The 16033-nt window shown below is 27.8% G+C and carries 12 protein-coding genes; 3 read left to right on the top strand and 9 right to left on the bottom strand.

Annotated elements, in window-relative coordinates; translation table 11 throughout:
* Positions 1–425: 425 nt before the first annotated feature.
* The 3 genes from bcp to B3W71_RS15400 all read left to right on the top strand — a co-directional run bounded on the left by bcp (position 426) and on the right by B3W71_RS15400 (position 2298).
* Positions 426–899, top strand: a complete 474-nt coding sequence (gene bcp, locus B3W71_RS15410) for a thioredoxin-dependent thiol peroxidase (protein ID WP_346889829.1) — start codon at positions 426–428, stop codon at positions 897–899.
* A gap of 257 nt (positions 900–1156) precedes the next feature.
* Positions 1157–1741 (top strand): chromate transporter, encoded by a 585-nt coding sequence (locus B3W71_RS15405; RefSeq protein WP_346889828.1) that lies wholly within the window; start codon positions 1157–1159, stop codon positions 1739–1741.
* Positions 1738–2298, top strand: coding sequence for a chromate transporter (locus tag B3W71_RS15400; protein WP_346889827.1), 561 nt, complete (start codon positions 1738–1740; stop codon positions 2296–2298). Before B3W71_RS15405 ends, B3W71_RS15400 begins: the two co-directional genes overlap by 4 nt.
* Here the strand turns inward: B3W71_RS15400 and B3W71_RS15395 are convergent.
* The 9 genes from B3W71_RS15395 to B3W71_RS15355 all read right to left on the bottom strand — a co-directional run bounded on the left by B3W71_RS15395 (position 2295) and on the right by B3W71_RS15355 (position 15740).
* Positions 2295–3179, bottom strand: coding sequence for a LysR family transcriptional regulator (locus tag B3W71_RS15395; protein WP_346889826.1), 885 nt, complete (start codon positions 3177–3179; stop codon positions 2295–2297). The two genes, B3W71_RS15400 and B3W71_RS15395, sit on opposite strands and share 4 nt — an antisense overlap.
* 17 nt (positions 3180–3196) lie before the next feature.
* The gene (locus B3W71_RS15390; protein WP_346889825.1) at positions 3197–6034 is read right to left on the bottom strand and encodes a VWA domain-containing protein; all 2838 of its coding nucleotides are present in this window, start codon (positions 6032–6034) and stop codon (positions 3197–3199) included.
* 306 nt (positions 6035–6340) lie between these two features.
* The gene (locus tag B3W71_RS15385) at positions 6341–8128 is read right to left on the bottom strand and encodes a VWA domain-containing protein (protein ID WP_346889824.1); all 1788 of its coding nucleotides are present in this window, start codon (positions 8126–8128) and stop codon (positions 6341–6343) included.
* 11 nt (positions 8129–8139) lie between these two features.
* Positions 8140–9021: a DUF58 domain-containing protein gene (locus B3W71_RS15380; protein WP_346889823.1), complete on the bottom strand. Its 882-nt coding sequence runs from the start codon at positions 9019–9021 to the stop codon at positions 8140–8142.
* A gap of 1 nt (position 9022) precedes the next feature.
* Positions 9023–10006, bottom strand: a complete 984-nt coding sequence (locus B3W71_RS15375; RefSeq protein ID WP_346889822.1) for a MoxR family ATPase — start codon at positions 10004–10006, stop codon at positions 9023–9025.
* A 14-nt stretch (positions 10007–10020) separates the two neighbouring features.
* Positions 10021–11553 carry a hypothetical protein gene (locus B3W71_RS15370; RefSeq protein ID WP_346889821.1) on the bottom strand — a complete coding sequence of 511 codons (1533 nt, stop codon included), beginning with the start codon at positions 11551–11553 and terminating at the stop codon, positions 10021–10023.
* Positions 11550–12419 (bottom strand): ABC transporter permease, encoded by an 870-nt coding sequence (locus B3W71_RS15365; RefSeq protein ID WP_346889820.1) that lies wholly within the window; start codon positions 12417–12419, stop codon positions 11550–11552. Before B3W71_RS15365 ends, B3W71_RS15370 begins: the two co-directional genes overlap by 4 nt.
* Before the next feature lie 12 nt (positions 12420–12431).
* Positions 12432–13358, bottom strand: a complete 927-nt coding sequence (locus tag B3W71_RS15360; protein WP_346889819.1) for an ABC transporter ATP-binding protein — start codon at positions 13356–13358, stop codon at positions 12432–12434.
* Entirely contained in the window at positions 13359–15740 is a 2382-nt protein-coding gene (locus tag B3W71_RS15355) for a hypothetical protein (protein WP_346889818.1), read from the bottom strand.
* Positions 15741–16033 lie beyond the last annotated feature (293 nt).

The following is a 16033-nucleotide window of genomic DNA, read 5'->3' as shown; positions in this document are numbered from 1 at the left end:
TTTAATTTTCAAAGACCATTTGCTTTTCATTTTCATCGGTTACTTCCGACGACTCTTACTATTCTACTAGATAATTTCTTATCTGTCAATAACTTTTTTTAGAAGTTTTTTTCTTGAGTTTTTGTTGTTTGTTGTCACATCACTCAGCGACATGACTTATCTTATCATGATCTTAAATAACTACAATTAGATTCTTTCCTCATTAAATGAATCATATTCATCTATTACTATGATTTTCGCAAAAATACTTCTTTTTTCTTGTGTTGATACACTAGGACAAGTATCTTTATATGAATTTACTATATATGTATATTAATCCTTTTTTCCTAGACTTTCTGTATATTTTTATCATATTTAGTGCTATAATATTAATAATAAATATTAGTTAATTATTTTTATTAACTTTCTTTAGGAGGATGATAATAATGAATGATATATTAGAATTAAAAAAAGCTCCAGAATTTTCTTTACTAGGTAGTGATAATAATACCCATTCTATTAATGATTTCTTAGGTAAAAATATAGTCCTATACTTCTACCCAAAAGATAATACCCCTGGTTGCACAAATGAAGCTATAAACTTTAGAGATAGTAAGGAAGCTTTAGACGAATTAAATACAGTTATTATTGGAATTAGTAAAGATAGTGTTAAGTCCCACGAAAGATTTATTGAAAAACAAGGTCTTAACTTTCTTATATTAGCTGATGAAGATAAATCTGTCTGTCAGTTATATGACGTTTTAAAAGAAAAAAATATGTATGGTAAAAAAACTATAGGAATAGAAAGAAGTACCTTCATAATGAATAAAGATGGCTACATAGTTAAGGAGTTTAGAAAAGTTAAAGTTCCAGGTCATGTGGACGAAGTAGTTAACTTTATTAAAGAAAATCTAATATAAGTAAATTAAATGAAACTTTTAACTGTTTATCATAGTTAAATGCAGTAATCCTTTGTTTTTCTAATTAAGGATTACTGCATTTTTATTTTAAATCATAGATCTTTAATCTAAATTTTATTTTTTCTTATTATATATAATCAAATACCTATCATGATGATAATATATATATATTTTACAAATACATTATTCCTATTTAGAATAAAAGTGAGAGAACAATTCGTACAATAACGATAAATAAAGATAGGAGATTTAAAATCATGGAAAATACGTCAAAAAAAGATTCAAAAGTATTATGGCAACTATTTAAGTCAACTTTTTCCCTCAGTGCATTTACCTTTGGTGGTGGCTTTGTAATAGTGTCATTAATGAAAAAGAAATTTGTAGAAGAACTCCAATGGCTGGATGAAAGTGAAATGTTAGATATTACAGCTATTGCTCAATCTTCTCCAGGTCCAATACCTATTAATGCATCAGTAATATTAGGATATCGTATGCATGGAATTTTAGGTTCACTTATATCAGTTATTGGGACAGCTCTTCCGCCCCTAATTATTATTTCTATAATATCTATGTTTTATCAGCAATTTCGTGATAACGCCATTGTAGCTATTGCTCTTCAAGTAATGCGTGCAGGTGTCGCAGCTGTTATTTTTGATGTTGTTCTAAATCTTGCAAAAAACATAGTTAAAACTCGTAATGTAATGTATATAGCTATGATGTTTATTACATTTTTAATGACTTATGTATTTGGAATTAGTGCAATAACTGTTATTTTAATATGTGCTAGTATTGGAGTTATAAATCTTGTTATAGATCTTAGAAAGGATGGTAACCGCATATGATTTTCAAGTTATTTCTAAGCTTTTTTAAAGTAGGACTGTTTAGTGTAGGTGGTGGCTATGCTGCTATACCTTTAATCCAAAGTCAAATTGTAGATATTCATCACCTACTGTCTATGGAAGAGTTTGCTGATTTAATTACTATCGCAGAGATGACACCAGGACCTATATCTATAAACTCAGCTACCTTTGTTGGTACCCGTGTTGCAGGTTTACCTGGTGCAATAATTTGTACATTAGGTTGTATTTTACCAGCCTTCATTATATGTCTTACATTAGCACATCTATACTATAAATATAGAAACTTTAAAGGTATTCAAACTATCCTTAGTAGTTTGCGCCCAGCTGTAGTTGCTCTAATTACCTCAGCTGGACTATCAATTCTTACTTTAGCTTTATTCCAAGCAGAAAAATCTGCAATAGTTCTATCCAACTTTAGAATTATTGAATTCTTGTTATTCATATCAGGAATTATAGCATTGCGTAAATTTAAGGCTAATCCTATTTTAGTTATATTCGGATCAGGAATTATTGGTACTCTTGCATATATGGTATTTTAGATATCTAAATTAAGATTTTTACAAATATCTAAAAAATTCTTCATCTGTTCAGATATAAACTTATCCTTATGATAAACTAAACAAATATTTCTAGTAATATTAATATCTTTAATTGGAACTATCTTTAATTTGCCATACTGTAGTTCATTTTTAACCATAATACTGGATAATATAGCTAAACCTTGACCTGCTATTACGGCATTTTTGATGGCTTCAGTATTGGTACTATTCCATTTTACATTTACAGAAATATTTTGTTCATGTAGTAACTGCTCAAAAATATTACGATCTCTACTGCCTTTCTCTCTAGCAATGACATCTTGATTCTCTAGTTTATCTATAGTAATCTCCTTTTCATTTGCAAAAGGATGACTTTCCCCACATACTAATACCAATTTATCTTGATAAATTGGTATTTTTATTATATCTGAACTTATAGTCTCCCCTTCTATAATTGCTAAATCTAAGGTACTATTTAACAACATATCTTCAATAACTGTAGTGTTATTAATTGTAACCTTTGTAGAAGCTCCTAGATTCCTTCTCTCAAATTGAGTAACTATTGGACATAAAAGACATGTTCCTACAGTTACAGTACTGCCTATTCGTAAACATATATTTTCACCAGCATTTTTAATATCAACGTCCATTTCTTTAAATAATCCTACGATATGACGAGCATACTTCAGTAGTCTTTCTCCACTATCTGTTATATAAAGTTTTTTAGATAGTCTTTCAAATAGTTTAACTCCATAATAACTTTCTATCTCGGCAATGGCTTGGCTGACGGATGGTTGTGATATAAATAATTGTTCTGCTGCTAGCCTCATTTTACCACAATCAGCGACGGTTATAAAAATCTCCAAATGTCTTATAGTCATTATGAGTACCTCCTAATTTAATCTTCATTTCGTTCTTGCTTCATTTTTAATAGTTCTTGTGTATCTAGTCTAGTATTTTTACTTCTTGACTTACTCTTTTTAAATTTATCTTTATATAAGCTTCTATGATTTATATTAGCTTCTTCATGTTTTAAATCTAGATTGCCTTCTTCAGGATTTATTTTCATGGTTTCCTTTAATATAGGTTTATCTTCTTTGCCTATATTACCTACATCGTTAACTCTTCTATGATGATTTATCTTCTTTATATATATCTTTTCCTTAATATTAACAAATGATTTCTTGTTTATATATCTTTTTAATCCTAGCCTTCTATAGATTATATCAAATAAAAATAATAACATAGCTATAATTAACAATAAATTAGTTATATTCTTTTTAGTATATCCTTTATTACTCTTTATCTCATATATATCCTCTACAGAGTTCATAATTTTTCCTTCAGTATCTTCTACTAAAGCTAATAAACTATTAGATGGTTCCTGAAATTTATACTCAGGAAAATATTGATATGAAAATCCTCCTAATTGACTAGCTATAGTTTTACCTTGTAATTCTTCAGTAATATTAAAACTATAGAATCCCAATTTATTCATAGGTACTACGCCTTCATATTTGCCAGGAGCTACTTGTTTTAGTTCAAATTCTTCTGTGGTATTTTCTTCAAATGTATATGCTCCTTTAACCTTCTTATTCTTCTCATGATTATTAGTCTCATATTCTACTTTAGCACTACTACCTTCCTGGGTAATATTTAAAGTACCACTATCATCATAATCAATCATTGTCCATGATATTATATTGCTAAATAATTGAGGTGTTTTTTCAAAAGCTAATAAATTTTTACTCCACTGACCATTTGTATCAGAAGTAAAAGATACTACTCTACCAATGCCATATTGCCATGCTGCTAGAATTGGTTCATCCATATGGGAACTCATCACTTCTATTGCTGTACTTTTTATAGATGTACCAACATACCCTAGAAGAGATGGAAATTTTCCTTCTTCTATAACATTATTTAAAATCTCATGATTAGTAGCTATCTTTGGAGTAAATTCTTCATTTATTAAATATTCTCCTGTAGATATTAATATTTCATTTGCAAATATCCTTGGAACATCTGTATATATATCGCTATGATAATATCTTCCTCCTGCACTACTACTAAGACACTCTAATAATTTATTATTACTATCTGTACCTATTGATACTGTAGATAACGTTATTTTATTATTCTTAATATCATTAACTAAATCTTTATATTCATTTTCTCCCATCCCATCTTGTCCATCGGTTAGTAGTATTATGTGTTTTATTTTTGCATTACTTTCCTTTTGCTTATTATAAGCCTCATTTAATGCTGAATATATAGAAGTTCCACCGTCTGCTCTAATACTACTAATCTTATCTGAAACTTCATCCTTATTAGATAGTTTTTGCATAGGTACTGCCCAACTGTACTCTGTGTTAAAAGTTACAACCCCGATATTGTCGGTTTCTCTTAAATTATCTAAAGACCTAATGGCAGCCTCTTTGGCTAAATTAATTTTACTAAAACTTCCTTCATCTGAAGCTGACATACTAGAGGACCTATCTAACACTAGAGTTAAGGATATCTCTGGAATTTCATTCTTTCCCTTTTTATCAGAACTAACAGGTAGTATATCTTCAAAAACAGAATCCTTATATCCTCCTAAAGCATAGGAGTTATTTCCTCCTGTAGTTATAACTGCACCACCATAATCTTTTACATAGCTTTCTATATTCTCTAAAAATCCTTTTGGTAAATCATCTACATGGGTATTACAAAGAAATATTCCCTTATATTCTATTAGTTCATTAATAGACCTCGGCGCAGCCTTAGCATTTATCATGGTATAATTGCTGCCCATAGTTTTGAGATTTTCTTCAAGACCTTTTCCTTCTCCAATACTTCCTTCTATTACTAAAATTTCTGGCTTTGAAACTATATTTGTATATGTCGTATATTCATTATTATAGGATATTCCATCCTGTTCTGGCTCTATAACTACTTTATAAGGTTTAAATCCACCTTTATTCTGAATATCCTTAAATAAGAATGTGTTATCTCCTTTCTCTATATCAATTTCTTTTTCACTTTTTTTTTCTCGCCCTGAATATATTGATATTTTTGATTTTGTCTTAACATTAGATTTAATATTGACAGTTACAGAAAACTCTTCTCCTATAGCTACTTTATCTAATATATCTATATTTTCTATATATACATCTTCTACTTGTTCACTATCTATTTTATATACTTGAAAATCAATCTGATTATCCTTTAAATAAGCTGATGTTTCTAATAGATCTCCATGATTTTCTTTTCCATCTGTAATTAAAACTACTCTTTTATAATCACTATCTTTAAACATGTTCATAGAAAACTTTATTGCTTCCTCTATGTTAGTAGTATTAGCAATTGGAGATGTTTTAATATCACTAAAACTTTTTGAATAAGTAAGAAACTGTTCTATCTCTTGATTTTCACCAAAGGTAACTATTCCTATTTTATTATTTGATGGAGAAGCTTCTATGGCATCTTTAACAAATTCCTTTGTTTCTTCTTTATCATTACTCATGCTATGAGATAAATCTAATAAAAATATTGTTGATGAATCCTTTGTTTTAAAGCTTATACTTATATTGCTCATAGCTAGTACAAGTATAGCTATAATGATAACTCTATTTATATTAATAAAACTAATATCCTTTTCTTTGAATTTCATCTTTTTAGATATAAAATACATTAACATAAGAATTAATGGTATAAAGAATAGTAAATATATTCTTCCAATCTCTAAACTCATTCTACGCCTCCCCCCTAGCAATACTTAATTCACAGCATACTTATTTACTATTATACTTATCGTTATGGTTAAATATAGACTTTTTCATGAAAGCATACATTTTAATTAATATATATAAATAGCAATTGAATTAAGCCTATGCCCAATTATATATATCATTTTAACTATTTAAATTTTAAAATGTTAAAGTGTTTCCATATCTATTAAAGATTTATGATGCTTATCCTTTATATTTCTATAAATTATAGAGTATTCATATTTTTATTTGCAGTAATTCTAACTATTTTAATAGATTACTCTATACTTTTAATATCCTTTGTTATATAAAATCCACTCTGTAATAATTAAAATTATAATTACGCTTATTATATAAGGTGTTATATCTAACCTTCCTTTTGTACTACTATTTTCATTTAATCTAGCTTCTACATTCTCTATGGTGTCATCTATTATATTTCCTTCTTCAGTAGATGGAAAATTAATAGAGAACATTTCACTAAGACTATTATCACTATCTTCTATTGAATAAACTCCAAGTTCTAAATTTTCATTTAATATATTATTGTTTTCTATAGTACGTACTCTTCCACTTGGACTAGTTATAATTAATTCATCATATGCTGAGCTTCCATTTATTTTTATATCCTCTCCACCAATGTAATTACTATTAACTATATTATTCTCTACCAGTTCCTCACATATATAATTAATAAGCATAGGAAACTCTGCTTTAAGTGGTAAGTCTGTATTATGGAAATCAAAATTTGCTACAGCAACCTTCTGATTATTATGTTTCCCAAGAAATAAGATAGAACTATCTCCCACATTTACTAAGGATTTTGCCCACGTTGGAACCTGAACCTTCTTTATCTTAGATGCTATAAAGGTCATATCTTGGAGGTACTTGGGTATATCTTCACCAACTACCGAAGCTTCTCCTCCATCTTCCTCACCTAGTACAGCAAATAAATTATTTTCTGACGGATTAACTATTAAGATGTTTCCATGTTCAGGTATATTCTCTCCTAGCATTCCATCAAAAATATATAAATCATAGTTATCCTTTTCAGATATATTATTTATATCATTAGTTTTTACCACTTCAGTTTGACTAACTACAGATAAAGCTTTCTCTAAAAAAACATTTTTATCACTTACAAGCAAAATCTTTTTATTATCATTATCTTTCATTACGTGATAAAATGTATTATCCTCTAGTATTGCATCTTTTCCTGATATTTCACCTTTTAAATAACTTATCTCTGTATCTTCTATATTAAAATTAAGAGTAGTCTCTTCTCCCTTTTTTAATTCTAAAGATGTAGCTTCTAGTAAATTATTTTCTTTATAAAGATAAAAATCTCCACTATAATCAACATTTCCTCTATTAGTTATGGTTGATATTATCGATACTTTTCCATTTTCTTTTTTATGTGCAATATTATCTATTGATATATTTGATTTATTTTTATCTAAATAAATCACTTGTCCATTTAGTTCCCCTATCTCTATTTCTTTATCAGTTATAAATAATACCTTATAATTTTCTAGGTCCTTAGTCATAGATTCAATTAACTTTAAAGAACTATTTAAATCCCCTGGATTAAAACTTTCAGTTATACTATCAATTTTCTCCTTAACTAAAGCTTTATTTTCTGAGTCTGCAACTAATGTCTTTGTCTCTTTATTCGCTGTAATAATAGATATCTTAGTTCCATCAGAGCTAGAATCTACGTACTCTTTAGCTATATCTTTGCCTCTATCAATACATGTTTTATCTTCACTTATACCTAACATACTAGCAGATGTATCTATTACAATTATTAATTCACTGTATTCCTTACCCATAAATTTTAAAAATGGATTCATGAGAGCCAATATAATTAGTAATGTAATCAGTATTTGAAATAGTAACATAATATTCTTCTTTAATTTTTCAAAGGGACTATTCACTTCTAGAGTTTTATAAATTTCTTCCCAAAATATTGAGGATGAAACTATTAAATCATCGGATTTCTCTTTTAAAATATATAATAAAATCAAAAAGGGTATAGTTATTAAAAAAACTAATGGCCATATATTTAAAAAGCTCATAAATTTCCTCCTTACCCTAAAAGTTTATGATTAAAGAAGTCTGTCAAAATTATTTTCTCTATGTCTTCTTCTGAGTTAACTTTTATAAAAATACCGCCGTATTTTCTAACTATAGTTCTTAACATATCTTCATATTCTTTTACTTTAGTTTTATACAGTTGTAAAATCCTTGGCGTTATTGAAACTTTAATTTCTTCCTTAGTTTCCGCATCTATAACATTTTTAGTTCCAATGAATTCTGGATTTCTTTCTTCTTCACACAATATTTGTATAAATACCACCTGTTGTTTTTTATAAGTAAGATACTTTACTATTTCTTCTATGTCTTTTTCTTTATCAGAAATTAAAAAATCTGATATTATAATAGTCATACCTATATTAGTAAAATCGTTTTTTAATATAGCCCTCTTTAGATTTGTTTTACCACCAAACTCCAAATTTTCCAATGCTTTTGTTATCTTTATAAGTGATTCTTTTCCTCTTGATGCCTTAAGAATCTCAACTCTATCTTCTTTTAAAGCGCCTATTCCTACTCTATCCAAATTATTAATCCCAAGATAACTTAAAGTAGCCGCTATTTTTAAGGCTAAATTTCCTTTATTAAATTCACCAAAATCCATAGACTTACTGCAATCTATAAATATATTAAAATTTCCTTCTCTTTCTTCCATAAAAAGTTTTATAAATAATTTTTCAAAGCGTCCATAAGCATTCCAATCGACTCTTCTAAAATCATCACCATGAACATATTCTCTAAAGTCTGAAAACTCCACTGATGTTCCTCTAACCCTAGATTTTCGTCCACCTTGAGCTCCTTTAGATAATTTAAGATTTAGCTTTATACTAATGTTATTTAACTTCTTAAAAAACTCTTTATCAAATACATTATTCATTTTATATAACCTTCAAATCTTTAATAACTTTCTCAATAACCATATCTGTAGTTATACCTTCAGATACAGCCTCAAAATTAAGAAATATTCTATGTCTTAATACAGCATATGCAATATCATTTATATCTTCAAATGCCACATTAAGCCTTCCTTTTAGTATAGCTTCTACCTTAGAACCATTAAAGATACCTTGAGCTCCCCTTGGACTTGCTCCTACTTCTACATATTTTTTTACAAACTCATTAGAATATTCACTCTCAGGATGAGTAGCTAGAATAAGTTTTAAAGCATATTCTTTAACAGCCTCTGCCATTGGTATCTCTTTTATAATAGACCTCATAGATAATATATCTTCTCCTGTAAGTATAGATTTTAAATCTACTTCATTATTGGTTACAGTAATATCCATAATATCCTTTAACTCCTGTAAAGATGGGAAATCAACCTTTAATTTAAATAAGAATCTATCCATCTGAGCTTCTGGTAGAGGATATGTCCCTTCCATCTCTATTGGATTTTGTGTTGCTAAAACCATGAATGGACTTGGTAAGTCATAAGTTACCCTACCTACAGTAACAGTTTTTTCTTGCATAGCTTCTAAGAGAGCTGATTGAGTCTTTGGGGTAGCTCTGTTGATCTCATCTGCTAAAACTAAGTTTGCAAATATAGGCCCTTCTTCAAATTTAAATTTAGTTTGTTCCTTATCTTTAACAATAAGATTTGTTCCAACCACATCAGCTGGCATAAGATCTGGCGTAAATTGAATTCTAGAAAAACTTAACTTCAAAACTTTAGAAATAGTTTTAACTAACTGAGTCTTTCCAAGTCCAGGTACTCCTTCTAGAAGTATATTCCCACCACATAAAATACCTATTAAAACTTTTCTTATTACATCCCTTTGGCCTATAATTCCCTTGGATATTTCACTTTCACATCTGTTTATTTTTTCTACAGTCTCTTCTATTAATTGCTTATTTATCTCCATTCTCCACCTCATCCTTATTTCAATTCTTCAAAGTATTTCTTTATTAATTCTTGAAGTGACCCTGGTATTGGTTTATTTTTCAAACCTTCTATTTCACTCTTAGAATACTCATGAATAATGCTTTCATAATCTACAGAATCTCCAGGTATATTTAATCCATTCTCAGTAGTTATGCTCTGAGAGTTACCACCTTCTGATATATTTCCTTTTAAACTATCATCATTACCTGTCTCTCTATTAGGAATGAACACCTTTTCTCCACTATTAATATTTCCTTCCCCATTATCTTTATTTCCAGTACTCCATCCTCCTCCATTACCTGAACCATTCCCACTCCCTATTCCATTTCCTGATCCATTGGTATTTCCGTTACTGTTTCCGTTAGCACTTTCACTATTTTGTGAGTCCATTCTATTATTATTATTTCTAGTACTGGAACTATTGGAGCTGTTACTTAAACTTAATAAAGCATTTTCTAGTTTACTAGTATCTATATCACCACTATTAAGCGATGCTGCCATAGAGGATATAGCTGCTTTTATATTTTCATCTGATATTTTATTATCCATATCATTAAGCTTACTTGAAATCTCTTTTCTCTCTTCTTCTTCTAAATTTTTCAAATCATCTTCTAACTTATCTAAAGCTTCTTTTATTTTATTCTCATCGCCAGAATTTATAGCTTCACTAAGCTCTTTCATTTTATCTATTTTAGATAATTCCTTAGATATCTTATTTAAAATCTCTAGATTCTTACTTTCTTTCTCTTTATTTAGACTTAAATTTTTTATAATATTCTGTAATTTATTTTTACTATGGTCATCTTTTAAATTATCTTCTATATTGTCTAATTTTTTTTCTAACTTATCTAAAGCTTTTTCTGTATCTAATTTACTTTTACTTTCCTTTATTTCATCTACAGATTTATCTAATTCTTTTATTATGTCTAACTTATCTTCTTCCGGCAGTTCTTTACTTGTCTTAGTATCTTTTTTTTCTTCTTTTATTTTTTCTATTAACTCTTTATTAAACGTCTTAACTTTTCTAATCTCTCTAGCCCTATTCTTAGCCGTAGTTGGAATACATATTATTATTACTAAAACTGATATTACAGCTATTAATCTATATAAATTTTTTCTTTCCACATGAAGTGGAGTAATCTTAGAAATCTCAATTTTTTTTATTATTGATATTGTATCTTCCTTTTGAGAAGTTGATAGACTATCATCTTTATTCATTAGTTCTAGTGATGTAGTTAATCTTTCATTAAGTCCTTTAGAGTCTAACATCAGGGCTATTTTTTTTAGGTTAGGTCTAAGCTTATAAAAATATATAAGTAAATATACTGCCATAGAAACACTTACTATACCTATACAAAATTCTAATAAATTATATATAGGTATAAATAGACTAAATATACATGCTATAGAACAAAGTCCTAATGCCACTATTAGTGACACCAGGAAATTCTCTATAAATATATTTAACTCTATTCTTTTTCTACCCTGTTTTATAAACTTCATAATTTGTTTATCTAGGTTATTCATTTTCTCACCTTAAAAATTGATTTTCTTACTGGATTTAATCTCCATGATGAAAGTAATATTAGTAATATTGTTATTATTCCTTGATTAATTAAAGAAACTATAAATATTTTATTTAAATTCATATAAAATAAAATATTTGGAGCAACCTCTGAAATTCCTGTCTGTTTGATTAAAATATATATAAATTCAATAGTTGGATTTATATACATCCAAAATGGTAAGTTAATTATAAATGTTGATATATTATTATTTTGTAATGTATTATAATAATCTCTACTAATTACAACAGCTCCAATTATAAGAGTTCCAACTACAGCAAATAACACCGTTATTAGACTTGCCACTGTAGAAGACTTTGATGTCTTAAATATAGTAGACATAAATATACCTATAGACCCTACATAAATAGTCGTACTGATAAAAAAAATAGTTAATATTATTAGCTCCTTAAAACTAGTTCCTCCAACTAAAAAGTTGATTGCATAGATTGGCATAGTACTAATAATTAATAAAGTAACCTTAGTGACAGTTGACATTAATTTTCCTATTACTATTTTCATAGGTGATAAATTAGTCGAAAGTAAAATATCTAATGTTTGTCTCTCCCTTTCTCCCGTTATGGATGTAGCTGTAAGTACAGGTACTATAAACATCAATAATACTGCTTGACCACAAGCCAAAGCAAAGTTAAGTACTGTGAAGTCACTTAGATCTAATCCCATACCGTATCTATCGATATTTATAAAATAATAAGCTCCCATAGCCATTATTGAAAGGACTCCTACATATAACATTACCATTAAATTAAATCTAAAGGTTCTAACCCCTACCTTGCTTTCATTTTTTAATATAGGATTAATTTTCATAATTCTTTCCTCCTACTTAGATTCCTTTTCAGTAATCTTTATGAATACATCTTCTAGATTTTCGCTTACTTGAGTAAAGGAAACTATTGGTATATCCTTTAGTACTAAGGTTTTAATAGTATTAGATATTTCTGCTTCTCCTCCATTAAAAAATACTGTGAGCTCCCTTGAATTCTCTTTTATGTTAGTTATATACGGAAGCTCACTAAGTATAGTATTTGCTTCCTTAACTTTATCTCCAACTATTATCTTTAATGGGTTAACACTACTCACTCTAGCTAATAAGTTATTTATGCCTCCAGAGTAAATCATTTTTCCTTCTTCTATAATTCCAACGGATGTACAAATTTCATTCATCTCAGAGAGTATGTGAGAGCTTATAATAACCGTCTTATCCATATCTTTGAGGTTTTTTAAAATTCCCTTCATCTCAAATCTAGATCTAGGGTCCATTCCTGAAGCTGGTTCATCAAGAATTAAAAGTTCCGGATTGTGTACTAAACTTCTTGCAAGACAAAGTCTTTGCTTCATCCCTCTAGATAATCCATCCACATACATATCCTTTTTATCTCCTAAGTTAACTAACTCTAATAAATCCATTATCAAATTCCTTGATTCTTTTCCTACAATTCCATAAATAGATGAATAAAATTCCATATACTCTATAACTTTAAGATTCTCATAGGAACCAAAGAAATCAGGCATATATCCTATTTTTTCTTTTAATTTTTTATTATCCTTTAGAGCATCTATTCCATCTACATATATTTCTCCACCATCAGCAGGTAATAGTCCAGCAATAATTTTCATAGTTGTACTTTTTCCCGCTCCATTAGGACCAATAAATCCAAATATATCGCCTTTTTTTAGATGCATATCTAATCCATTAACTGCTTTATATCTCCCATAAAACTTTTCTAGATTTATTATAGTTAACATCTACTTCACCTTTCCCTTCGCAGAAATATCTGGAATTCTAGCCCTTTCTTCATTATTGCCCTGAATCTTAATCTTAATATTTCCATCTAAGATGTAGTCTGCTATGTTAGTTAAGTTTAACTCATCATCAAAATCTAGTAATTCATAGTCATTAATCTTATAATTATAAATTTTATATTCACCCTTCATTATAGAATTGCCTTGTAAATAATCTTTTTTAAAATTAATGCCTTCTATAGTTTCATCATCTTCTTGCAACTGGTAACCAAGGACTAATTCTACATTTCCACCTATAGTTCTATCCCTAGGTTCATAATATCCATCTATATCACTCTGTTCTATTATATATGGAGTAAAGTAACCATACGGATACTCTATACTTCCATCTTCAGACCTATAATTTATTTCCACAGCATTAATAAATATAGTATCATTTTGATCTAAAGGAGCTTTACCGTTTACTTTTAAGCCATATTCTATTTTCTTTTCTGTTACAGCAATTAGCTTAGATGTATTTTCATTAAAGCCATATCTAGAATTATTATATATATAGTTTAATAACTCACAAGTTCTTAATTCATAATTTTTGCTCTCTTCCTTCTTATTAATATTATCGTGATAATCCTTTATAATTTTGTCGTTTATTTCCCACGTATTTAGTGCTGAAGTAAATTTGTCACTGTCTTCTATAGATATTTTTTTACCATCAGCTAAGCTTCCTAAATCCCATATTCTATATGGAGTCATAACTATTAACTTTTTAATGTCACAATCTAAGTTGTTATTTATATATCCCATTAACTTTCCACTAGAAAACCTTAATTCATATTCTAACGGTTCAAACATAACATTTAAATTATTAACTCTAAACATCTCTGGATAAAAAGATGATATTTCATCAAAATTATAGTATTTCTTATTGCCTTCTATTATTGTATTTAATCTCATAGTAGAGTTTTCATCATTAATATGATTACCATATCCATAGTAGTTACTTTTATTTTCTATAAGATTTAAATCTGCATCTTCTGGTTCTTCGATTACTACTTTTCTCACTTTAGCCGTTAAAATTCCTAAATAACTATCTATGTCTGTTTGTCCTTTAGAGTCAATTGATATAATATTTATCTTGTTAGCAATAATATCTTGAATCCTAGAATTACTACCTATAAAATATATAAGAACAGTAAATCCAATAGATATTATAGGTATTAATACCCAAACATAATCTCTTTTATTTAATCTTTTTAATACTATGTATATTAGTATACCTATAATTAGTATATATACTATAAATAGTATTGCCATCAATTGAAAAGATGGTAGTCTTATATCCTTTACCCTCCTTAATAATGAACTTATATTCCATAAACTTTCTTCATTCTTGTCAATTGTATTATTAATATCTGCTGTTACTAACCCCCATATGGAACTATTTTCATTAAACTTAGCTATTTCTTCTTTAGTTAAATCCCATGGAAATATAATAACTTGTCCATTTTGCTTGACAACTTTTCTTATAAGACTCTTATCCTTATTGCTAAATAAGTCTATGGACTTTTCAATATTCATATTCACAGCTAATGACTTTGCACTGCTTTCTCCAATACTTATATCTCTTGATGTAGCTTCTGAAAAAGTACCATTTATAATTTTGCCATTAATCCCACCTAGAACCTTTTTATAATTTTCTCCAGTGCCAACTACTAAAGTTCCTCCGTTATCTATCCATTGATTTAACTTATTTACACTATCTTCTGTTAATTTTGCTGTGTCGTAATTATTTATAATTATCATGTTAATACTATCCAAAGACTTAGGATTATTTTCTATGAGCTCTTCTGACAGACTAACTGGAATCATTTTTTTATTTTCCATATTAGAATCATTTTTCAAATTTATATTAGATATATAGCTTAATCCATTAAAATCATCAGTTAATACCCCTACTAATATATCTCCATAATTTAATCTACCCTTATTAACGTTAATTGTTTCTTCATGTATGACTTCATTATTATCTGTCATTAACCTTATCTTGAACTTTTTTTCAATGTTTACGTTATACCATAAGCTTTTAGTTGTATTTTCTGCAATATTTACACTTTCAGTATTTAAATCATATTTATTTATATCTGGAATTAATGTTTCAATTTGTATCTTCCCCTGAAAATTAATTCCATTATTAGTAACTACTATATTTATAGGAGTTTTACTATTAACTTTATATCTTTCATCTACCCCATAAGAAACTTTTAAATCTATGTTATATTTATTATCTATTGCACTTACTATACTAAAATTAAAAATAGTAAAGATAAATATTATGCTTAATACAGTTAATATAAATCTTAAATTCGCAAATTTATTTTTTAAAATCATTAATCTCCCCCCTAATTAATCTGAATATATCAATTTTTTAATCTATAAATATATTTCACCTCTTTGACATAAAAATCCTCTATTTATCTAAAATTACACATACCAATTTTATTTACATCAATTATTACATATTTAATTTTACCATAACATTATTAGTAAATTTATTACAAATACATTACGATTTATTTATAAATTACTTACAATTTGTTTATGAAATAAATTAGAAAAAATCTATAAAATAAAAGAAATATAGATAGATTTGAATTACAATAAATCTATCTATATTTCTTTTA

The organism is Clostridium sp. UBA1056, from assembly GCA_002316385.1.
GTDB lineage: Bacteria > Bacillota > Clostridia > Clostridiales > Clostridiaceae > Clostridium_J.
The sequence above is the reverse complement of the archived record's forward strand: the minus strand, read 5'-3'. Positions and strand labels throughout refer to the sequence as shown.